Annotated in this window: 18 protein-coding genes; 11 read left to right on the top strand and 7 right to left on the bottom strand. The window is 55.1% G+C overall.

Going from position 1 to position 21,892, the window contains the following annotated elements; all coding sequences use genetic code 11:
• Window positions 1–145 precede the first annotated feature (145 nt).
• Entirely contained in the window at window positions 146–1,000 is an 855-nt protein-coding gene (gene ampE / locus ACX9GT_RS21125; RefSeq protein WP_473188567.1) for a beta-lactamase regulator AmpE, read from the top strand.
• A gap of 47 nt (window positions 1,001–1,047) precedes the next feature.
• On the opposite strand, the gene hemL is transcribed toward ampE, so the two are convergent.
• Window positions 1,048–2,337 carry a glutamate-1-semialdehyde 2,1-aminomutase gene (hemL, locus tag ACX9GT_RS21120; protein WP_473188566.1) on the bottom strand — a complete coding sequence of 430 codons (1,290 nt, stop codon included), beginning with the start codon at window positions 2,335–2,337 and terminating at the stop codon, window positions 1,048–1,050.
• Window positions 2,338–2,662: 325 nt separating this feature from the next.
• Between hemL and erpA the strand changes: the two genes are divergently transcribed.
• Both erpA and ACX9GT_RS21110 read left to right on the top strand, forming a co-directional pair.
• On the top strand, window positions 2,663–3,007 hold the full coding sequence (gene erpA, locus ACX9GT_RS21115) for an iron-sulfur cluster insertion protein ErpA (protein ID WP_473188565.1): 345 nt from the start codon (window positions 2,663–2,665) through the stop codon (window positions 3,005–3,007).
• Window positions 3,008–3,122: 115 nt separating this feature from the next.
• The gene (locus ACX9GT_RS21110; RefSeq protein ID WP_473188564.1) at window positions 3,123–4,127 is read left to right on the top strand and encodes an IS110 family RNA-guided transposase; all 1,005 of its coding nucleotides are present in this window, start codon (window positions 3,123–3,125) and stop codon (window positions 4,125–4,127) included.
• 32 nt (window positions 4,128–4,159) lie between these two features.
• Here the strand turns inward: ACX9GT_RS21110 and ACX9GT_RS21105 are convergent, their stop codons facing one another.
• The 4 genes from ACX9GT_RS21105 to mtnN all read right to left on the bottom strand — a co-directional run bounded on the left by ACX9GT_RS21105 (window position 4,160) and on the right by mtnN (window position 6,519).
• Window positions 4,160–4,327 (bottom strand): hypothetical protein, encoded by a 168-nt coding sequence (locus tag ACX9GT_RS21105; RefSeq protein ID WP_473188563.1) that lies wholly within the window; start codon window positions 4,325–4,327, stop codon window positions 4,160–4,162.
• Between the two features lie 80 nt (window positions 4,328–4,407).
• The gene (locus ACX9GT_RS21100; RefSeq protein ID WP_459401320.1) at window positions 4,408–5,022 is read right to left on the bottom strand and encodes a TRIC cation channel family protein; all 615 of its coding nucleotides are present in this window, start codon (window positions 5,020–5,022) and stop codon (window positions 4,408–4,410) included.
• A complete protein-coding gene (gene btuF, locus ACX9GT_RS21095; protein WP_473188562.1) occupies window positions 5,022–5,816 on the bottom strand; it encodes a vitamin B12 ABC transporter substrate-binding protein BtuF in 795 nt (264 codons plus the stop codon). Before btuF ends, ACX9GT_RS21100 begins: the two co-directional genes overlap by 1 nt.
• A 1-nt stretch (window position 5,817) precedes the next feature.
• On the bottom strand, window positions 5,818–6,519 hold the full coding sequence (mtnN, locus tag ACX9GT_RS21090; protein ID WP_473188561.1) for a 5'-methylthioadenosine/S-adenosylhomocysteine nucleosidase: 702 nt from the start codon (window positions 6,517–6,519) through the stop codon (window positions 5,818–5,820).
• Between the two features lie 125 nt (window positions 6,520–6,644).
• On the opposite strand from mtnN, the gene dgt reads away from it, so the two are divergent.
• The 3 genes from dgt to ACX9GT_RS21075 all read left to right on the top strand — a co-directional run bounded on the left by dgt (window position 6,645) and on the right by ACX9GT_RS21075 (window position 11,253).
• Window positions 6,645–8,162 carry a dGTPase gene (gene dgt / locus ACX9GT_RS21085; RefSeq protein ID WP_473188560.1) on the top strand — a complete coding sequence of 506 codons (1,518 nt, stop codon included), beginning with the start codon at window positions 6,645–6,647 and terminating at the stop codon, window positions 8,160–8,162.
• Window positions 8,163–8,478: 316 nt separating this feature from the next.
• Entirely contained in the window at window positions 8,479–9,921 is a 1,443-nt protein-coding gene (gene degP / locus ACX9GT_RS21080; protein ID WP_473188559.1) for a serine endoprotease DegP, read from the top strand.
• Window positions 9,922–10,098: 177 nt separating this feature from the next.
• Complete coding sequence (locus ACX9GT_RS21075; RefSeq protein ID WP_473188558.1) at window positions 10,099–11,253, top strand: CdaR family transcriptional regulator; 1,155 nt, start codon at window positions 10,099–10,101, stop codon at window positions 11,251–11,253.
• A gap of 53 nt (window positions 11,254–11,306) precedes the next feature.
• On the opposite strand, the gene garD is transcribed toward ACX9GT_RS21075, so the two are convergent.
• On the bottom strand, window positions 11,307–12,872 hold the full coding sequence (gene garD, locus ACX9GT_RS21070) for a galactarate dehydratase (protein WP_459401326.1): 1,566 nt from the start codon (window positions 12,870–12,872) through the stop codon (window positions 11,307–11,309).
• Window positions 12,873–13,375: 503 nt separating this feature from the next.
• Here garD and ACX9GT_RS21065 point away from each other — a divergent pair.
• The 5 genes from ACX9GT_RS21065 (at window position 13,376) to ACX9GT_RS21045 (ending at window position 18,977) form a co-directional block, all read left to right on the top strand.
• The gene (locus tag ACX9GT_RS21065) at window positions 13,376–14,734 is read left to right on the top strand and encodes an MFS transporter (RefSeq protein ID WP_473188557.1); all 1,359 of its coding nucleotides are present in this window, start codon (window positions 13,376–13,378) and stop codon (window positions 14,732–14,734) included.
• Window positions 14,731–16,062 (top strand): glucarate dehydratase, encoded by a 1,332-nt coding sequence (gene gudD, locus ACX9GT_RS21060; protein ID WP_459401328.1) that lies wholly within the window; start codon window positions 14,731–14,733, stop codon window positions 16,060–16,062. Before ACX9GT_RS21065 ends, gudD begins: the two co-directional genes overlap by 4 nt.
• Before the next feature lie 25 nt (window positions 16,063–16,087).
• Window positions 16,088–16,861: a 2-dehydro-3-deoxyglucarate aldolase gene (gene garL / locus ACX9GT_RS21055; RefSeq protein ID WP_473188556.1), complete on the top strand. Its 774-nt coding sequence runs from the start codon at window positions 16,088–16,090 to the stop codon at window positions 16,859–16,861.
• 5 nt (window positions 16,862–16,866) lie between these two features.
• Window positions 16,867–17,757, top strand: a complete 891-nt coding sequence (gene garR / locus ACX9GT_RS21050) for a 2-hydroxy-3-oxopropionate reductase (RefSeq protein ID WP_473191658.1) — start codon at window positions 16,867–16,869, stop codon at window positions 17,755–17,757.
• A gap of 83 nt (window positions 17,758–17,840) precedes the next feature.
• The gene (locus tag ACX9GT_RS21045) at window positions 17,841–18,977 is read left to right on the top strand and encodes a glycerate kinase (RefSeq protein WP_473188555.1); all 1,137 of its coding nucleotides are present in this window, start codon (window positions 17,841–17,843) and stop codon (window positions 18,975–18,977) included.
• A gap of 37 nt (window positions 18,978–19,014) precedes the next feature.
• On the opposite strand, the gene barA is transcribed toward ACX9GT_RS21045, so the two are convergent.
• Entirely contained in the window at window positions 19,015–21,747 is a 2,733-nt protein-coding gene (gene barA / locus ACX9GT_RS21040) for a two-component sensor histidine kinase BarA (RefSeq protein ID WP_473188554.1), read from the bottom strand.
• Window positions 21,748–21,892: the final 145 nt, after the last annotated feature.

Below are 21,892 nucleotides of genomic sequence, written 5' to 3'. Positions count from 1 at the left end.
TTGTAAGTGAACATGCTACTCTGTTGCAGGATCAAGTACCACTGCGGAGAGATGTCTGATGCCGTTGCAATGGGGTTGAAACGCCGGTGTGCAAGGTTATCTGACAATACGTTCAGCAAAGATAAACAAAGGAGAGGACTAGCTAATGACGCTGTTTACGCTGTTACTGGTACTGGCGTGGGAACGTCTATTTAAACTGGGTGAGCACTGGCAGTTGGATCATCGCCTTGAGGTGGTGTTTCAGCGCTTGCATCGGGTTTCGCTGGCGCAGACGCTGGCTATGGCCATTATCTGGATGGCGGTGATCGGGGGCATTCTGTGGCTGGCTAAGGGGCTGTTTTTCGGCGTAGTGGTGCTGCTGCTGTGGATCCTGATTGGGTTGTTGTGTGTGGGGGCGGGCATCAAACGTAAGCATTACCGGGCCTATTTGAGCGCTGCACGTCAGGGCGATGAGCATGCCAGCGATCAGATGGCGGAAGAACTGGCATTGATCCATGGCCTCCCGGTTGGCGGCAGCAAAGAAGAGCGGCTGCGTGGGCTGCAAAATGCGTTGCTGTGGATTAACTATCGCTATTATTTGGCTCCTCTGTTCTGGTTTGTGGTGTGCGGGCCCTATGGGCCGATTGCGTTGGCAGGGTATGCTTTTCTGCGCGCTTATCAAACCTGGCTGGCGCGGCACCAGACGCCGCTGGAGCGTTCTCAGGCAGGTATCGATTTTCTGCTGCACTGGTTGGATTGGATCCCGGTTCGGCTGGCTGGGGTGGCCTACGCGCTACTCGGTCATGGTGAAAGAGCGTTGCCCGCATGGTTTGCATCGTTGGGCGATCGTTATACGTCGCAATATCAGGTGCTGACGCGTTTGGCCCAGTTCTCTTTGGCGCGCGATCCGCACTGCGATCCGGTGCAGACACCTCGGGCAGCGGTAACGCTGGCGCGGAAGGTGACCATGATTATCCTGGTAGTGGTGGCATTGCTGACGATCTACGGTACGCTGGTCTAAACCATCGTGCGGGGATAACGCGGGCGCAGAATGCGCCCGCGAAGGTTTTACAGCTTGGCAAAGCAGCGGCGAGCGGCGTCCACGGTGCGCTGAATGTCTTCATCGCTGTGCGCAACCGACATAAACCCGGCTTCGAATGCCGACGGTGCCAGATAAATCCCTTCATCCAGCATCAAGTGGAAGAAGCGCTTGAAGCGTTCAACATCACACTGCATCACGTCTTGGTAGCGGGTGACGGCTGGTGCGTCGGTAAAGAACAGGCCGAACATACCGCCGACATGATTGATGACAAACGGAATGTTTTCGGCTTTTGCTGCTGCCAGCAGGCCTGTCGCCAGTTTGTCGGTCAGTTCGGTCAGCGTCTGGTGGATGCCTACCTGTGAAACCTCGGTCAGACAGGCGAAGCCTGCCGCCATGGCAATCGGGTTGCCAGACAGCGTTCCCGCCTGATAAACCGGCCCGGTTGGTGCCAATGCGGCCATCACGTCACGACGCCCACCGAAAGCCCCGACCGGCATGCCCCCGCCGATGATTTTGCCCAGGCAGGTCAGATCTGGCACCACATTGTAATAACTCTGTGCCCCCGCCAGCGCAACGCGGAACCCGGTCATCACTTCGTCGATAATCAGCAGTGCGCCGTATTGATCACACAATGCACGCAGGCCCGGCAAGAATTCTGGCAGTGGCGGGATGCAGTTCATGTTGCCTGCTACCGGTTCAACGATGATACAGGCGATCTCCGTTGGGTATTGCTCAAACGCGCTACGCACTGACTCAAGATCGTTATAGGTGCAGGTCAGGGTGTGCTTGGCGAAATCGGCCGGTACGCCCGGTGAGTTTGGCTGGCCCAAGGTCAGGGCACCTGAACCGGCTTTTACCAGCAGGCAGTCGGCATGGCCGTGGTAGCAGCCTTCGAACTTGATGATTTTGTCACGGTGGGTGTAGCCGCGTGCCAGACGGATAGCGCTCATGGTGGCTTCCGTACCGGAATTCACCATACGCACCATATCCATGGTCGGCACCAGTTCGGTCACCAACTGCGCCATCTTGACTTCCATTTCAGTTGGTGCACCAAAGCTCAGGCCGCGCTGTGCCGCTTCGATCACCGCATTGCGGATCGCCGGATGGTTGTGCCCCAGCACCATCGGGCCCCAGGAACCGACGTAATCGATATAGGCTTTGCCGTCGGCATCAAAAAGGTAAGCACCATCAGCGCGTTCGATAAACAGCGGTGTGCCGCCGACACCGGTGAATGCACGCACCGGAGAGTTAACCCCGCCGGGGATTAACTGCTGCGCTTGGGCATACAGATTTTCGGACTTGCTGTGTAAGCTCATAAATCGGCTCCTGGATTTTCATTTGAAGGATTTGACCGCGCTATTCTAGAGGAGAGCGCTGCGTTATGAAACGATCGCAGTCAGATACCTATGGTTAGGAGTCACGCAGGTTGCTCAGTTTCTGGGCGGTAAGCTATTGTATTCCTCGCTGTTGGCCTGCACATTAGAGCAACAGGCCATAGGTTATGGCAGAGAAAACAAGCAAATAAAATGCAACAAATGCGGTGAATACTTGAACGTAACACTCAGGTATTAGATAATCAAAGGCATTAATCAGGCTGCCATGGTAGTAACCTGATGTGGAACAATGTTGGGAGTAAAGAGTATGAGTGATGAAACAGCACTGCCCCTGCAATTTACCGAGGCAGCAGCAAGTAAGGTTAAGTTCCTGATTACTGACGAAGAAAATCCAAACCTGAAGTTGCGGGTTTACATTACCGGTGGCGGTTGCAGCGGATTCCAATACGGCTTCACTTTTGATGACAAGATCAACGACGGTGACATGACCATTGAGAAACAGGGTGTTGCGCTGGTGGTTGATCCGATGAGCCTGCAATATCTGGTCGGTGGTTCGGTGGATTACACCGAAGGGCTGGAAGGGTCACGCTTTGTGGTGACTAACCCGAATGCTAAAACCACCTGTGGCTGTGGGTCTTCATTCAGTATCTGATCCCCTCGCTGTCAGAAAACCCGCCAACCATAACGGTTCGCGGGTTAATGAGATGGTCACCCCCACCCTGTGAGCGGTACTCTGACAGGGTGTTTTTTTTCTGAAGGGGATCATCATGCAAAACGTTACACTCATCGGTATCGCTCTCGGCAAGCATTCGTTCCATGTTCACTGTCAGGATAAGTCTGGCAGGGCGCTTCTTCGTAAAAAACTTACTCGAGCCAAGTTATTTGAGTTTCTCGCTGGCTGTTCCTCTGCGACTGTTGTTATGGAGGCCTGTGCCGGTGCGCACTTTATGGCTCGTCGCATATCAGACTTAGGCCATGAGGCCAGGCTTATTTCTCCGCAGTTTGTCCGTCCTTTTGTTAAGAGCAACAAGAATGATTTCGTCGATGCTGAAGCGATATGTGAGGCTGCCTCACGTCCTTCCATGCGGTTTGTACAGCCGAGAACTGAGGCTCAGCAGGCCATGCGAGCTTTACATCGCGTCAGGGAGTCGCTGGTTAGAGACAAGGTCAAAACAACCAACCAGATGCATGCTTTTTTGCTGGAGTTTGGCATCAGCATGCCGGTCGGGATTGCAGTGATAAAACGCCTTGCTGCGGTACTGGCAGATAATGAGCTTCCGCCCTATCTGGCACAACTGCTTATGCGTTTACACGCCCATTACCTTTATCTGGTCGAACAGATCACAGAACTGGAAGTGGCGTTGAAGCAAGAGCTGAGCCGTGATGATACCGGGCAGCGCTTATTGACCATCCCTGGCATCGGTCCTATAACCGCCAGCGTTTTGTCCTCTCACCTGGGGGATGGCAAACAATATGCTCGCAGCCGTGATTTTGCGGCTGCAACAGGTTTAGTTCCCCGACAGCACAGCACTGGCGGGAAAAATACGTTACTGGGGATAAGTAAACGCGGTGATAAAAAGTTGCGCCAGTTGCTTGTTCAGTGTGCCAGGGTTTTTCTCCAGCACATTGACTCCCAGTCAGGACATCTTGCCGACTGGGTCAGAGAGCAACTGACACGAAAGCATTCCAATGTCGTTGCTTGCGCGTTGGCTAACAAACTCGCTCGGATAGCGTGGGCAGTAACGACAGGGCAAACCGTGTTCGAAAGGTAGCGTTAAACCTGCCTTAACCGACAGATTTAACGCTAATTAAAGTAGTTACCCATCTGGTTTTGCGAAGACTGATTATTGATGACATGAACGGCCAAACGGCCTGATGAAAAACCTAACATAAAAAATGGCTCTTGGAAGCCGCCGGGTTTTTTAGGTTTATCAGGCGCGGAACTCATCGTGGCGCGGGCATCCTTGCCCATAGTGACGCCGGATAGATTTAAGCAAGCCCATCATAAATCAAAATCAGTGTTGCAAAAACGGGGGTGACCATAGATTTTTATTACTTTTCGAGGATAAAGGCGGGTAACTTCAGGTGCCAGCGAATGGCGGCCAAACGGATACCCAGCGTGATCGCCATACCCAGCATCATGGCCTGTTGCAGCGGCATGCCGAAAGTGTAGAACGCGGTGGTATGCACGATCCCGCCCACAATACAGGCGGTGGCGTAGACCTCGGTGCGCAGGATCATCGGGATCTCACGAGCCAGTACGTCGCGGATAATCCCGCCGCCCACGCCGGTAATCACGCCCATACAGACAGCCACCAGCGGGCTGGTGCCAGCAGCCAGCGCTTTATTGACGCCAATGCCAACGAATACCGCCAGCCCGACCGCATCCAGCACCGGCAGGATCCATTTCGGCAAGCGACGCGGCTGGCGCACCAGCAGCAGCGTCAGCACGCAGGTGACCATTGCCACCACCAGATCGGTGGGATCTTGCACCCAGAATACCGGCCCGTTAGCCAGAGCCATATCCCGAATGGTTCCTCCGCCCACCGCAGTTACCACGCCCAGCACCAGTACGCCGAACGGATCCATGCGCAATTTGCCCGCCAGCAAGACGCCGGAGATGGCAAACACCGCCGTACCGAGAATATCCAGCCAAAAAACCAGCATTATTTGATCTCCGCCAGTTGGTTACAGAGCTCTTGTGCCGCCAGCATGATGCGTGGCCCGGCACGGTTGAACCAGTCTTCATTCAGCGCAACGATTGGGACTGCCAACTGCGGAGCCCAGAAAGCCTTCACGCTGGCGATCTGCTTTTCGCCACCGGTAATGACGATCGCCTGCGGTTGGCGCGTCAGCACCTGTTCGCGGCTGATCTGCGGCCAAGGAACGCGGCTGTCGGCAAAAATATTTTCCGCGCCGCACAGCGCAAGCACCTGGCTTTGCAACGTGGCTGCGGAAGCGGTGAACAACGGTTGAGTGCCAAACTGCAACAATACGCGCCTTGGTTGGTTATCGGCATATTGGGCCGTCAGCGTAGTCATTTGCTGGCGAATGTTTTCTGCGGCCTGATGCGCCTGCTCTGGATGCGGGCTGTACTGTGCCAACGCATCCAGCGACTGGGCGATGTCGTCGATATTTTTGGCATCGGCGTAGAAGATCGGGATGCCGAATGAGGCAAGCTGATCCAGCAATCGCTGTGGATTACCGCCGCGCCAGGCGAGGATCAGATCTGGCTTCAGCGCCAGTATCCGCTCCAGATTGATGCCTTGCCAGGAAGCCACCTGTTCCAGCTTTTTTGCTGCGGGTGGGTAATCCGAATAGGCACTCACTGCTACCAGCGTTTCGCCCATACCGGCAGCATAGGCGAGTTCTGTGGTGTTGGGTGCCAGGCTGATAACGCGCTGAGCCGCGCTGGTTGGCAGTGCAAAGCATAATGCCAGCAGCCATAACAGGGCCTTCACATTAACCGCGCTTAGCCAGAGTTTGCAGCATGGCGTTGACCATCAGTGACGACTGCTTGGCGGCTACGACCAGGAACTCGTCGAAGCTCATGTGTGATTCCTGATCGGCCACGTCAGAAATCGCGCGCACCACCACGAAAGGCGTGCCGAACTGGTGGCAGACATGGCCCACGGCGGCGGCTTCCATTTCAACTGCGGCAACGGTTGGGAAGGTGGCACGGATGCGTGCCAGCGGTTCAGCGCCGTTGATGAAAGCATCGCCGCTGCAAATCAGGCCGCGCACGGCATTCAGATCAAGCTGTTTAATACAGCTTTCCGCCAGGGCGATCAGTTCGTCGTTGGCAACAAAGGCGGGCGGGCAACCGGCCATCTGGCCCGGTTGGTAACCAAAGGCGGTGACGTCAGCATCGTGATAACGCACTTCTTCAGAAATCACGATATCACCCACTTTCAGCGTTGATGCCAGGCCACCGGCGGAACCGGTGTTGATCACCACATCGGGCTGGCAATGTTCCAGCAGCAGCGTAGTGCCCAATGCCGCCGCGACTTTACCGATCCCCGATTTCAGCAGTGCGACATCCACCCCGCCGATCTGGCCGGTATAGATTTCACAGCCAGCACGTTGAATGGTCTGACGGTTTTCAATTTGCGCGCGCAGCAGGGTAACTTCTTCTTCCATGGCGCCGATGATGCCTACTTTCATAAATAACACTCGCTGATAGGGTGTGGAAATTGCGGCATAGTCTATCATGGCTCTGAGAGAATACCGTTGCATCTGCTGCCGGGAATTGTTATCACGGAGGGAATGCTCAACGTTGGGAGAAACAGATGTCCGGGATCGACTTTAAGCAGAAGATCAGCTTCCAGCGGCCATTCAGCAAGCCGATTGAAGCCGAAGAAGAGTACGACATTGTCCGGCAGTTTGAGAGCGATCGCGGGCGCATCGTCAATTCGGCGGCGATCCGCCGTTTGCAGCAAAAAACGCAGGTGTTCCCGCTGGAGCGTAACGCCGCAGTGCGTAGCCGTTTGACCCATTCGATGGAAGTGCAGCAGGTGGGGCGGCATATTGCCAAAGAGATCCTCAACCGTTTCAAACAGGACCAGCGTATTGATACGCTCGGCCTGACCAAACTGCTCGATCCGTTTGAAAGCATTGTGGAAATGGCCTGCCTGATGCACGACATCGGTAATCCGCCCTTTGGTCATTTCGGTGAATCGGCGATTAACGACTGGTTCCGCCAGCGCCTCGATCCGGCCAACTGCGGCAGCGAGCCCAGCAGCCATGAACGTTGCCTGGTTGATGTGCTGCGCCTGCGTGAAGGGGAGAGCGATCTTAACCGGCTGCGCAGCCGTATCCGTCAGGATCTCAGCCATTTCGAAGGCAATGCTCAGGCGATCCGATTGGTATACACCCTGTTGAAGCTGAACCTGACCTATGCGCAGGTCGGCTGTATCCTGAAATATACCCGCCCGGCCTATTGGGCGAGCGACATCCCGGCCAGCCACAGTTACCTGATGAAAAAACCGGGGTTTTATCTGGCGGAAGAAGCCTTTGTCGATCGTTTACGGCGCGAATTGAATATGGGGGAATTCGATCGCTTCCCGCTGACTTATATTATGGAAGCTGCGGATGATATTTCTTATTGCGTTGCCGATCTGGAAGATGCGGTGGAAAAAAGCATTTTTACGGTCGAGCAATTGTATCAACATTTAACGCAGGAATGGGGTGAGGTTGCTCCTGGGGATCTGTTTGATAAAACCGTCGCCAGTGCATTCCGTAAAATCGATCGCGGCGGCGCGCGCCGAAGTTCAGAAGATCAATTCTTTATGTACCTGCGGGTATTCACCGTGGCACGTTTGGTGCCGCATGCTGCCCAGCGCTTTATCGATAATCTGGACGCGGTTTTTCACGGCCACTTTAATGGTGCACTGCTGGAAGATTCTGGCCCGGTGTATAAGTTATTGGAAATCTTTAAAAACGTAGCTTTCAAGCATGTGTTCAATCACCCAGAGGTGGAGCAGCTTGAACTGCAAGGCTACCGGGTGATCAGCGGCCTGCTGGATATCTATAGCCCCTTGCTGGCGATGTCGCTGGCGGATTTCAGCCAGTTGGTGCGGGACGACAGCCACCGGGCATTCCCGATCGAAACGCGGTTGTTCCACAAGCTTTCTACCAAACATCGGCTGGCTTACATGGAGGCGGTGGAGGGGCTACAACATCTTTCTGCCGAGCAACAGGCGATCAGAGAATATTATTTCCGCGCACGGTTATTGCAGGATTATATCAGCGGTATGACCGATCTTTATGCTTATGATGAATATCGTCGTTTAATGGCAGCAGAATAATATACCCGTCATACTTCAAGTTGCTTGGGTGTTGGCTGCCTTCGTTCACCCCAGTCACTTACCTGAGTAAGCTCCTGGGGCTTCGCTCAGTTGCCGCCTACAAGCAACTCGAATTATTTTGGGTATAAACTCACTACGAAATGTCTTATTTTACAGTCGTCATGGCAAGCGTGAAGTATTATTTCGAGTTTTGTAAAGACGGACAATATTTGTTTACTATTAGCTACCGCTCAGGGCCGGAACTTCGGTGTTTTAATACGCTCTTAATAGGCACAAATTCGCAGTATTTCCTGAACGACTTTAAAGAGACATACAGATGAAAAAAACCGTATTAGTTTTAAGCGCACTGGCATTCAGCATTGGTTTGACTCTGGGGCCGGTAGCGATCGCCAACGCCGCAGAAACTGCATCTGCTTCCCCTAGCATGCAGCAATTGCCGAGTCTGGCCCCGATGCTGGAAAAAGTGATGCCTTCCGTAGTGAGCATCAACGTTGAAGGCAGCGCTCCGGTGAGCGCACAACAGAGAATGCCGCAACAGTTCCAGCAGTTCTTTGGCGAAGATTCACCGTTCTGCCAGGACGGTTCGCCATTCCAAGGCTCACCGATGTGTCAGGGGGGCCAAGGTGGCCCTGGTGGCGATCAGGGCACCAAAGAAACCTTTAAGGCACTGGGTTCCGGTGTGATCATCGATGCCGCCAAAGGGTATGTGGTGACCAACAACCACGTGGTAGACAACGCCAGCAAGATCCAGGTGCAGTTGAGCGATGGCCGCCGCTTTGAAGCTAAAGTGATTGGCAAGGATCCGCGCTCCGATATCGCGCTGATCCAACTGAAAGAAGCCAAAAACCTGACGGCCATCAAGATGGCAGATTCCGAGCAATTGCGTGTAGGTGACTACACCGTGGCGATCGGTAACCCGTATGGCCTGGGGGAAACGGTGACTTCCGGTATCGTTTCTGCGCTGGGGCGTAGCGGTTTGAATATCGAAAACTACGAGAACTTTATCCAGACCGACGCGGCAATTAACCGTGGCAACTCCGGCGGTGCGCTGGTGAACCTGAACGGTGAACTGATCGGTATCAACACCGCGATTCTGGCCCCAGACGGCGGCAACATCGGTATCGGCTTTGCAATCCCAAGCAATATGGTGAAAAACCTGACGGCGCAAATGGTGGAGTTCGGCCAGGTGAAACGCGGCGAACTGGGGATTATGGGAACGGAACTGAACTCCGAACTGGCGCAGGCGATGAAGGTTGATGCCCAGCGTGGCGCGTTCATCAGCCAGGTGATGCCGAAGTCTTCCGCTGAGAAAGCCGGTATCAAGGCGGGTGACGTGATCGTAACTCTGAACGGTAAAGCGATTTCCAGCTTTGCTTCGTTCCGTGCGGAAGTCGGCACCCTGCCAATTGGCACCAAAATGTCGCTGGGCCTGATCCGTGACGGCAAACCGTTGACGGTTGAACTGACGCTGGAACAAAGCAGCCAGGCTCAGGTTGAATCCGGCAATATCTATACCGGTATCGAAGGCGCTGAACTGAGCAACGGCACCGGCCCTCAGAAAGGGGTGAAAGTGGACAATGTGAAGGCTGGCAGTGCTGCGGCGCGCATTGGCCTGAAGAAAGGTGACCTGATCCTCGGTGTGAACCAGCAGCCGGTAGAGAACCTGGGTGAACTGCGTAAAATCCTCGACAGCAAACCTTCAGTGCTGGCGCTGAACATTCAACGTGGCGACTCGACGCTGTATCTGCTGATGCAGTAAGTCTTTCTCGTTACCACACAGGGCACGCTACGGCGTGCCTTTTTTATGCGGCTAAATTGTGAGTTGCAGCACAATTAACATCATGTTTAAACCGTATTCGTGCATATGCACAATGTTCAGGGGCAGGTGCCCCGGTATGCTGGCTGCCTGTGTAATATCCGATAGGGACAAGACGCAATGGCGGAATATCATCTCGATGCCACACTAGCCAAGGAAATTGTCACTCGTACCATGCAAATCATTGACAGCAACGTCAATGTAATGGATACCCGTGGCCGCATTATCGGCAGCGGCGATCATGAACGCTTGGGGGAGCTGCATGAAGGGGCATTACTGGTGCTATCACAGGCCAGAGTGGTGGATATTGACGATGCCGTTGCCCGCCATTTGCACGGTGTTCGCCCCGGCATTAACTTGCCATTGCGTATCAACGGTAAAATTGTTGGGGTTATCGGCCTGACCGGTAATCCGGCACAGCTGCGCCAGTTCGGTGAACTGGTCTGTATGACCGCAGAGATGATGCTGGAACAGGCACGCCTGATGAGCATACTGGCGCAGGACAGCCGCTTTCGCGAAGAGCTGGTGCTCAATCTGATCCGCACCGAGGAACTGTCACCCGCCCTGATGGAGTGGGCGCACCGATTGGGCATTGATCCTGACCAACCTCGCGTTGCGGCGGTCGTCGAGGTTGACAGTGGTCAACTGGGGGTAGACAGCGCCATGGCCGAATTGCAGCAGCTACAGGCTTTGCTGACGATGCCGGAGCGTGACAATCTGATTGCCATCGTTTCCCTCAGCGAGATGGTGGTACTTAAGCCAGCGTTGAATAACCATGGGCAATGGGATGCGGAAAATCATCGGCGGCGGGTAGAAAACCTGTTGTCACGTATGAAGGAAAGTAGCCGTTTGCGCGTGCGTATTGCGCTGGGTAACTATTTCAGTGGCCCAGGCAGTCTGGTGCGTTCTTACCGCACGGCGCGTACTACCATGGCGGTTGGCAAGCAGCGCATGCCGGGCCAACGGGCTTATTACTATCAGGATCTGATGCTGCCAGTATTGTTGGGCAGCCTGCGCAGCGGTTGGCAGGCTGATGAATTGGCACGGCCACTGGAACGTCTGAAGGCCATGGACAGCAACGGTCTACTGTTGCGTACCTTGAATGCCTGGTTCCTGAACAACGTGCAACCTATTGCCACCGCCAAAGCGCTCTATATCCACCGCAATACGCTGGAATATCGTTTGAACCGCATTTCAGAACTGACCGGGTTGAACCTGGCTAATTTTGATGCGCGTCTGCTGCTGTATGTCGGTTTGCAACTGAATGATAACTGAGTGGTATCCCGCAGTTGACCGGCCGCCAGCGGCGCTCAACTGCGGGGTATGGTTCAGGTCACCGGCGCAGGGTTAAATACCGCCAACGCGTTGTACAGCCCCCATTGATCCGACCAGGTTTTCTTCCGCCCACTGGCGATCGCCAGAATAAGTTCAAACAGCTCCCAGCCCACCTGCTCAATGGTGGCTTCACCGGTGGCGATGGTGCCTGCGTTGATATCGATCAGGTCGTGCCAGCGTTCTGCCAGTGCGCTGCGCGTGGCCATCTTGATGACCGGCACGGCAGTCAAGCCGTAGGGGGTTCCCCGGCCGGTAGTGAACACCTGCACCGTGATGCCGGACGCCAACTGCTGGGTGCCACAAACAAAGTCGCTGGCAGGAGTGGCGGCATAAATCAGGCCGCGTTTAGTGGGGCGCTGGCCGGGGGACAGCACTTCGACAATCGCACTGCTGCCGGACTTGGCGATCGAACCCAGCGCTTTTTCCACCACGTTTGCCAAGCCGCCTTTTTTGTTGCCCGGAGAGGGGTTGGCACTGCGATCGGTTTGGCCACTGCTGAGGTAATCATCGTACCAGGCCATCTCCTCCAGTAAGCGCTTGCCAACCTGCTCATCGACGACCCGTGGCGTCAGCAGGTGAACCGCATCGCGTACCTCGGTCACTTCTGAGAACATCACGGTGGCACCACAGCGCACCAGTAAGTCGGAGGCAAAGCCTACCGCCGGGTTGGCGGTGACCCCGGAAAACGCATCGCTGCCGCCGCATTGCATACCCACCACCAGTTCTGATGCGGGAACGGTTTCCCGTTGGCGGCGGTTCAGTCGTTGCAGATGCTGTTCGGCGACGCGCAGGATATCGCTCACCATCGCCTGAAAACCGATATGCTTCTCATCCTGTAGGCGAACGATATGATTTTCATCCAGCGAGATCGGCTGCACATCTTCGGTGCCTAACAGCAGGCGTTCGGGCTGTAGTTTTTCGCAACCGAGGCCCACCACCATCACTTCGCCACCAAAGTTAGGGTTGAGCGCCAAGTTATGGATGGTGCGGATCGGCACCACCGCGGCGGGCGCATTGATGGCGACGCCGCAGCCGTAAAGGTGATTCAGGCCCACCACGCCGTCAACGTTCGGGTATTTCGCCAGCAGGTCGCGTTCAATGATTTTCACCACATAATCCACCACACCGGCTACGCAGTGTACGCTGGTGGTAATGCCCAGCAGGTTTTTGCTGCCAACGCTGCCATCAGCATTGCGGTAACCTTCGAAGGTATAGCCTTCCAAGGGGGGCAATGTCTGCGGCACCTGGTTAGCGAGCGGTAGGCTGGCCAGTTCGGGTGCAGGCGGTAGCGTCACCAGCGACTCGTCAATCCAACTGCCACGGAGGATATCTCGCTGAGCAAAACCGATCACCTCGCCGTAGCGCAGGATATCGCCACCTTCAGGGATATTCTGCAACGCCACTTTGTGCCCCTGCGGAATATGCTCCAATAACGTCAGCCCACAGGGGAATATTTCTCCTTTAGCCAGTCCGTTATTATTGACTACAATAGCCACGTTATCCTGCGGGTGAACTTTTATATATAGCGGTGTTTCTTTAATACGATTAACTTCGGACATTGAAACCTCACATACCCTAACCTGTTATCCCCATTATCTTGCAAGCCGCAACTTGAAAAGTATCGGGTTTATATTGTGCGCCGTAAGTCATAATCGAAAGTCTTGCTCGTGGAGAATTATAGCGTTCACCGGTCTGCCAGGCATTATGCAGATGACCTATATTCTGTGGTTTCTGAGCGCTATTCTTTGGCATTGGTCCAGTTGGCTGTGAGATGGCTCACGCCGCGGCGGGCGGTAGGTGATTCCGTGAGCCAGCCAACGCCATTTTGGGCAGATGCCACAAATTACCCCTGATATTGTCGGAATTATTGGGGTATTGCCCGATGAGTCTGCGTGGCCTGATCTCTATACTTTGATACCAGCAGGATTTATTGCGTTTAAAAATTGCCAGCGCCGGATTTATATTAATCGAATTGCTCAAACAGGCCGCAATTAATTAAACCATTTCGTTCTGAGAATCGTTCAGGATGAATATAGCTACGGCTATCATTCAGGAGAGCATCATGTCTACAGTCAGCACTGAGAGCAGTGCAATAATAAAAAGAACTAATAAGCGTTATTGGATCGTGGTGATGTTGTTTATCGTCACCTCATTCAACTATGGCGATCGCGCCACGCTGTCTATTGCCGGTACTTCGATGGCCCAGGATATTGGCCTCGATCCGGTTGGGATGGGCTATATCTTCTCGGCGTTTTCCTGGGCTTATGTGATCGGGCAGATCCCCGGTGGCTGGCTGCTGGATCGCTTCGGTTCGAAACGGGTTTATTTCTGGAGCATCTTCATCTGGTCGCTGTTTACCTTGTTGCAAGGCTTCGTTGATATCTTCAGCGGTTTTGGCATCGTGGTCGCGCTGTTTGCACTGCGCTTCCTGGTCGGCCTGGCGGAGGCGCCATCCTTCCCCGGCAACAGCCGGATTGTGGCTGCCTGGTTCCCCGCCCATGAGCGCGGCACTGCGGTAGCGATCTTCAACTCGGCACAATACTTTGCCACGGTGATCTTCGCGCCGATCATGGGCTGGTTGACGCATGCGGTGGGTTGGTCACACGTCTTCTTCTTTATGGGGGGATTGGGCATCATCCTGAGCTTTGTCTGGCTCAAAGTGCTGCACGATCCTAAAGATCACCCGAGCATCAACCAGGCCGAACTGGATTACATCGAAGCCGGTGGTGCCTTGATCAACATGGATCAGCAACAGAAAAAACAGCAGAAGGTCAAAGGCGAGAAGTGGTTCCAGATCAAGCAGCTATTGCAGTCACGCATGATGATTGGCGTGTATATCGGCCAATACTGCATCAACGCCATGACCTACTTTTTTATCACCTGGTTCCCGGTGTATCTGGTGCAGGCGCGTGGCATGTCGATCCTCAAGGCAGGTTTTGTCGCTTCGGTTCCGGCAATCTGCGGTTTTATCGGTGGAGTGCTCGGCGGCGTGATTTCCGATTACCTGATGCGCCGCACCCAGTCACTGACCTTCGCCCGTAAAACACCGATCGTGCTGGGCATGCTGTTGTCGATGTCGATGATTTTCTGCAACTACGTCGATACCGAATGGATGGTGGTGGGCATTATGGCCGCCGCGTTCTTCGGTAAAGGGCTGGGGGCTTTAGGCTGGGCCGTGATGGCCGATACCGCACCGAAAGAAATCAGCGGGTTGAGCGGGGGGCTGTTCAATATGTTCGGCAATATTTCCGGCATCGTTACACCGATCGCCATCGGATACATCATCGGCACTACCGGGTCGTTCAATGGTGCGCTGGTGTATGTCGGCATTCATGCGCTCATGGCGGTGGCCAGCTACCTGTTTATTGTCGGTGATATCAAACGTATTGAATTGAAACCTATGACAAGGAGTGGACGATGAATACCGCACCAAAAATTACCTCCATGCAGGTTGTGCCGGTCGCCGGTCACGACAGTATGCTGCTTAATCTCAGTGGCGCCCATGCGCCGTTCTTCACCCGTAATATCGTGATCTTGCAGGATAACGCCGGTAACACCGGGTTGGGCGAAATTCCAGGGGGCGAGAAAATCCGTCAAACTCTGGAAGAGGCGCAATCGCTGGTGGTGGGTAAAACCCTCGGTGAATACAAGAACGTCATGAACGAGGTGCGTAACCGTTTTGCCGATCGCGATGCGACCGGGCGCGGCCTACAGACTTTCGACCTGCGTACCACGATTCATGTGGTCACCGGGATTGAGGCGGCGATGCTGGATCTGCTGGGCCAATTCCTCCATGTGCCAGTGGCCGCACTGTTGGGTGACGGGCAGCAGCGTGATTCGGTCGAGATGCTCGGTTATCTGTTCTATATCGGCGATCGCAATAAAACGCCGCTGCCTTACCAGAGCCAGCCCGCTGAAGCCTGCGACTGGTATCGCCTGCGCCATGAAGAGGCGCTGACGCCACAAAGTATTGTGCGCCTGGCGGAAGCGGCCTACGAGAAATATGGCTTCAACGATTTCAAGCTGAAAGGTGGCGTGCTGGCGGGCAGTGAAGAAGCGGAGGCGGTCACGGCGCTGGCGCAGCGCTTCCCTGAGGCGCGTATTACCCTTGATCCTAACGGTGCCTGGTCGCTGAAGGAAGCGATCGCGCTCGGCAAACAGCTGCGCCATGTGCTGGCTTACGCCGAAGATCCTTGCGGCGCAGAACAAGGGTTCTCTGGCCGGGAAGTGATGGCGGAATTCCGCCGCGCTACCGGGCTACCGACGGCCACTAACATGATCGCCACCGATTGGCGGCAGATGGGCCACACGCTGCAATTGCAGTCGGTCGATATTCCGTTGGCCGATCCCCACTTCTGGACCATGCAGGGCTCGGTACGGGTGGCGCAGATGTGCCACGAGTTCGGCCTGACCTGGGGTTCACACTCTAATAACCACTTCGATATTTCTCTGGCGATGTTCACCCACGTGGCGGCAGCGGCACCGGGCAACATTGCGGCGATCGATACTCATTGGATTTGGCAGGAGGGCAACCAGCGCCTGACGCGGGAACCGTTGCAGATCGTCGGGGGCCGCGTGGCGGTTCCACAACGGCCGGGGCTGGGGATCGAACTGGATCAGGATCGGTTGATGCAGGGCCATGAGCTTTATAAAAAACATGGGCTGGGCGCGCGTGACGATGCGCAGGGTATGCAGTATCTGATCCCTAACTGGGTCTTTGATAACAAGCGTCCGTGCCTGGTTCGTTAATTATTTTTTGAGCAGAGGAAACTCCATGAATAGCTGCCATAACCGTTTTCGCCAGTCGCTGCTTGAGGGGGAAACCCTGATCGGCTGCTGGTCGGCACTCGCCAACCCGATCTCCACCGAAGTGTTGGGGCTGGCTGGTTTCGACTGGCTGGTGCTGGATGGCGAACACGCACCGAATGATATCGGCACGTTTGTGCCGCAACTGATGGCGCTGAAAGGCAGCCACAGCGCGGCGGTGGTGCGCCCGCCGTGCAACGAACCGATCATCATCAAGCGCCTGCTGGATATCGGCTTTTACAACTTCTTGATCCCGTTTGTGGAAAGCGCTGAACAGGCGCAACAGGCGGTAGCGTCAACCCGCTATCCACCCGCCGGTATCCGCGGTGTGTCGGTTGCGCACCGCAGTAACGGTTACGGCACCGTACCGGATTATTTTGCTCAGATTAACGAGCAGATCGCCGTTCTGGTGCAGATCGAAAGCCAACTGGGGGTGGATAACCTGGATGCTATTGCCACAGTCCCAGGGGTTGACGGCATCTTTGTCGGGCCGGGGGATCTTTCTGCGGCGCTGGGCTATCTCGGCCAGCCGAATCACCCAGAAGTGCAGGCGGTGATCCGCCATATTTTCGAGCGCGCCAGTGCGCACGGTAAAGCCAGCGGCATTCTGGCCCCGGCTGAAGCCGATGCCCGCCGTTATCTGGAATGGGGAGCCCGCTTTGTAGCGGTTGGCAGCGATCTCGGCGTTTTCCGCAATGCCACACAGGCATTGTGCGATCGTTTTAAACACAGCGGTAAATAAGGGGAATTAGGATGAAAATCGGATTTATTGGCCTGGGTATCATGGGCAAACCCATGAGCAAAAACCTGCTGAAGGCAGGTTATTCACTGGTAGTGATGGATCGTAATACCGACGTGGTGGCTGAGTTGGTCGAATTGGGTGCTGATGTGGCCGCAACGCCGAAGGCCGTGGCGGCACAAAGTGATATCGTGATTACCATGCTGCCAAACTCACCGCAGGTGCGGGAAGTCGCCCTGGGGGAAAACGGCATTATTGAGGGGGCTAAAGCCGGCACCGTGCTGATCGACATGAGCTCCATTGCACCGCTGGCGAGCCGTGAAATCAGCACCGCCCTGGCCGCCAAACAGATTGCCATGCTCGATGCCCCGGTGAGCGGCGGTGAACCCAAGGCGATAGATGCTACGCTGTCGGTGATGGTCGGTGGCGACAAAGAGGTTTTCGAGCGCTGTTTTGAAGTAATGAAAACCATGGCCGGTTCGGTGGTGCATACTGGTGATATTGGTGCCGGTAATGTGACCAAACTGGCGAATCAGGTGATCGTCGCGCTGAATATTGCGGCGATGTCGGAAGCACTGGTGCTGGCGACCAAAGCCGGGGTGAACCCGGATCTGGTGTATCAGGCGATCCGCGGCGGGCTGGCGGGTAGCACGGTATTGGATGCCAAAGCGCCGATGGTGATGGATCGCAATTTCAAACCGGGTTTCCGCATCGATCTGCACATTAAAGATCTGGCTAATGCGTTGGATACTTCTCATAGCGTGGGTGCCCAGTTGCCGCTGACCGCTGCGGTGATGGAAATGATGCAGGCACTGCGTGCCGATGGCCTTGGCAATGCCGATCACAGCGCACTGGCGTGCTATTACGAGAAATTGGCCAAGGCAGAGGTCACCCGATAAGGGGATCCGATGTCGCGCCCGTTAAATCCGATGGGGCTGGATGCTCGGCCCTTATCGATCGGTCGCTTGGGAGTTGATAGCTTATGAAAATAGTGATTGCGCCGGATTCATACAAAGAGAGCCTGTCTGCGTTTGAAGTCGCCTCGTGTATTGAGGCGGGATTTCGGGAAATTTTCCCGCAGGCCAGCTACCTGAAGCTGCCAATGGCGGACGGGGGTGAGGGAACGGTGGAGGTGATGGTTGCCGCTACCTCGGGCCGTAAGATCGACGTGGAAGTCACCGGGCCATTGGGTGAGAAGGTGATGGCTTTTTTTGGTTTATCCGGCGATGGGCAAAGCGCTTTTATCGAAATGGCGGCGGCCAGCGGGTTGGAGTTGGTGCCGGGGCCACGGCGCAACCCGCTGAAAACCACCTCTTACGGCACCGGTGAACTGATTCGCTGTGCGCTGGATCAGGGCGTTCAGCATTGCATTATCGGCATCGGTGGCAGCGCTACCAACGACGGCGGTGCGGGCATGGTTCAGGCATTGGGTGCCCGATTGCTGGACAGCCAAGGGGAAGAATTGGGTTTTGGTGGCGCAGCCTTGGCTGGGTTGGCGAGCATTGATATCAGCGGGCTGGATCCGCGTATCCACCAGTGCAAATTTGAGATTGCCTGCGACGTTACCAATCCACTGACCGGTAAAAACGGCGCGTCGGCGATTTTTGGCCCGCAGAAAGGTGCCACGCCGCAGATGGTTGAACAACTGGATCGCGCTTTGCAGCATTACGCGAGCATGATCAAATACTGGTTGGATATTGACGTTGAGCAGGTCGCCGGGGCGGGAGCGGCTGGGGGCATGGGGGCGGCATTGCTGGCCTTCTGCCGGGCGGAACTGCGTCAAGGAATTGAGATTGTCACCGACGCTTTGGGGCTGGATGAACTGGTGCGCGATGCCACCTTGGTGATCACCGGTGAAGGGCGGATTGATAGCCAAAGCCTCAACGGCAAAGTCCCGATCGGTGTTGCCAGGGTGGCCAAGCGTTATCACAAGCCAGTGATTGGTATTGCCGGTAGCCTGAGTTCAGATGTCAGCGTGGTGCATCAGCATGGTTTGGACGCGGTGTTCAGCGTGCTGCCCCGCATCTGCACGCTGGAAGAGGCATTGGCTAATGCCGGGGAAAACGTGCGCATGACGGCGCGCAATATTGCCGCGATCATCAAACTGGCCCAACAGTAAATCGCTCTGCCCCTTTCTGATCGAAAGGGGCACAACGCTATTCCAGATGGAACCGCGCTTCAGTAGTGACCAGCTCTATCTCATCCAACAACTCCAGCCATTCAGGCTCCAGATCGCGGCTGTTGGCGCCTTGGCGCAGTTGCTGTTCGAGGTAGTAACACAGTTGTTTGAGGCGTGGCACGCCGCTGTAGCTGCAACTGCCATGCAGTTTGTGGATCAGATCGAGAATACTGTCGTCTACTTCCCCTTCCAGCAGCGCTCTTACCCGTTCACTGACCTCGGGCAGAAACTCCACCAGCATCTGGAGCAGATCGTTGGCCAAATCTTCTTTGTTAGCCGCTTGGCGCAGGGCCAACTGCCAGTCTAATGACAGGGGTTGTTCTGATACATTGCGCGGAGCAACCACCTCTTGCACGATGTCGTGGGTGTGGTAACGGGCCAGCACCTGCGTCAGCATGGCTTCGTCGATCGGCTTGGCCAGGTAATCATCCATGCCCGCCTGCAACAGATATTCGCGCTCGCCGCTGATCGCATGAGCGGTGACTGCGACGATCGGCGTGGAGTTGTGATGTGGCATCTGGCGGATCAGTTCACCAGCACGGATGCCATCAATATTCGGCATCTGGATATCCATCAGGATCATATCCAGCACGTTATCGCGTGCCAGCGCAATCGCTTCTTCACCGCTGCCGCACAGCAGCGTATTTTCCACCTGTTCTGCCAGTAAGGTACCAATCAGTTTCAGGTTAGCGGGGTTATCATCCACCGCCATCACCGTCAGTGGCAGGAGCTTACGTACCGGTGGCGCAACCAGCGGATATTGGCTCTCCATACGCAGCAGTGGATACAGGCGATTGCTGGTGATCGGCTTAATCAGGCAACCAATGGCGCCGAGATTTTTCATTTCTTCGGCATCGACCTGCGACTGGCTTGGCAGCGCGAGGATCACCCGATTGGTGATTTTCAGCGCATCGTTTAGCTTGTTCCGATGTTGAGGGATGCTGTCGCGATAGGGGATCGGCACGCCAACCAGCAGGAAGTCGTAATCGTTTTTCGGCAGTTTCCCCAGCGTCGGTGAATGGGTAACGATCAGTTGAGTAACGCTCAGCATGTTCATCGTCGCCTGAGCGGCAGTAGGGTTGGCTTCGATGTAAGCCAGCATTTTGCCACGTAAATCCGGCAGGTTTGGCGGCAGCGACAGCATGCCCTCATTGAGATCGAGCGTAATGTGGAACCAGAAGGTTGAACCCCGGTTTAACTGGCTGTAGAAGCAGATATCGCCGCCCATTTCCTTCACCAGCTTCTGGGTGATCACCAGACCCAATCCGGTGCCGCCATGACGGCGTGAAATGCTGGCATCCGCCTGACGGAATGCCTGGAACAGTTGCGATTGCTGGCGTTCAGAAATGCCAATCCCGGTATCGTGGATCTGCATTTCCAGTTCGACCTGCCGCTCTAATTGATTGCGCAGTTCGACGCGGATATCAATATTGCCGGTTTCGGTGAATTTGATGGCATTCCCCAGCAGGTTGGTGATCACCTGTTGCAGGCGCAGCGAATCACCAATGACCTGCTCAGGCACATCGTTTTGCACATCCAGCGTCAGCTCCAGCCCTTTTTCGTGTGCGCTGGGGGCCAGCAACACGATCACTTCGTCCAGCGTTTCACGCAGCGCGAACGGAATATGCTCCAGCACCAGTTTACCGGCCTCCAGCTTGGAGAAGTCCAGCACGTCATTGATGATGGTCAGCAGGTTATTGGCTGAACGCTCAATGGTTTGCAGATAGTCGATCTGCGTGGCGCTCAACGTTGTTTTCAGCATCTGGCGGGTAAAACCAATCACGCCGTTGAGTGGCGTGCGCAACTCATGGGACATATTGGCCAGGAATTCAGACTTGATACGTGCGGCTTCCTGCGCCCGTTTTTTGGCCAGATCCAGTTCAACGTTCTGGATCTCCATCTGCTCCAGCGTTTCGCGCAGATCGGAGGTGGCCTGATCGATATTCTGCTGCATCTCTTCGTGATAGGCGGTCAGCGACATCGCCATGGAGTTGATGCCGTTTTTCAGCATATGCAACTCGCCGAGCATAAAGCCTTCTACCCGGCTGTCGAGCTGGCCCCGGCGGATACGGTCGACGGTGTTGACCATATTGCGGATCGGGCCGGTCACGTCGCGCATCAGGCGGTAGGCGAACAGCACGGCGATACACATGCACAACAGCAACAGCATGCTGGAAACGAACACTTCTTTGTATTGCTGTAGCCGTACCGATTTCAGATCCAGTTCGATCGCCACATAGCCAAGTTTGTTATCGGCACGTGCTTCGTTCCCGGCGGTTTCGTCTGGATACGGATTTTCTGACAGGATCGGCGTACGCAGGATCAACGAATCGCCGCGCCGGGTTAACATCAGTTCGGTGGGAAATGGCACATCTTTCGGCAACTGCAACTGGGTATAATTGTGATGATAATTGGAGGTGACGAAAAGGTTGTTCTGCGCGTCAAACACGGTAATCGAACGGACAATATCGGAATGGCGGCGGTGCAACAGGCTGACCAACTGCCTGACCGATTCGCGGCTGCGGAACGTCATGCCGTATTCGCTGGCTACCGCCAGGGGTTCGATGATGCTGGCACCAGAATCAACTAATTGTTCCTGCAGCTCGTTGTAGCGGTGAACCACAAAGAAAGTACTGAGCAACAGACCGATCAGTAACGTCGGTGCCAAGATCAGTATCATCATGCGCGCACGCAGGCTGTATTTGGTCATGGGATTCCAATGTGGGAGAATTGGGCTAATCCTAGCTTAGTGAACCAGCGCTCAATCGACAATTATGGTGCAATTCTACTCTCCCAAACGCCGCGTGACGACCCGGTAAAGTTTATTTAGCACCAGGCAGCGATTGGCTCGGAAA

This window comes from Serratia sp. YWN4 (genome assembly GCF_055790845.1).
This window is presented reverse-complemented; position numbering and strand designations above follow the sequence as displayed.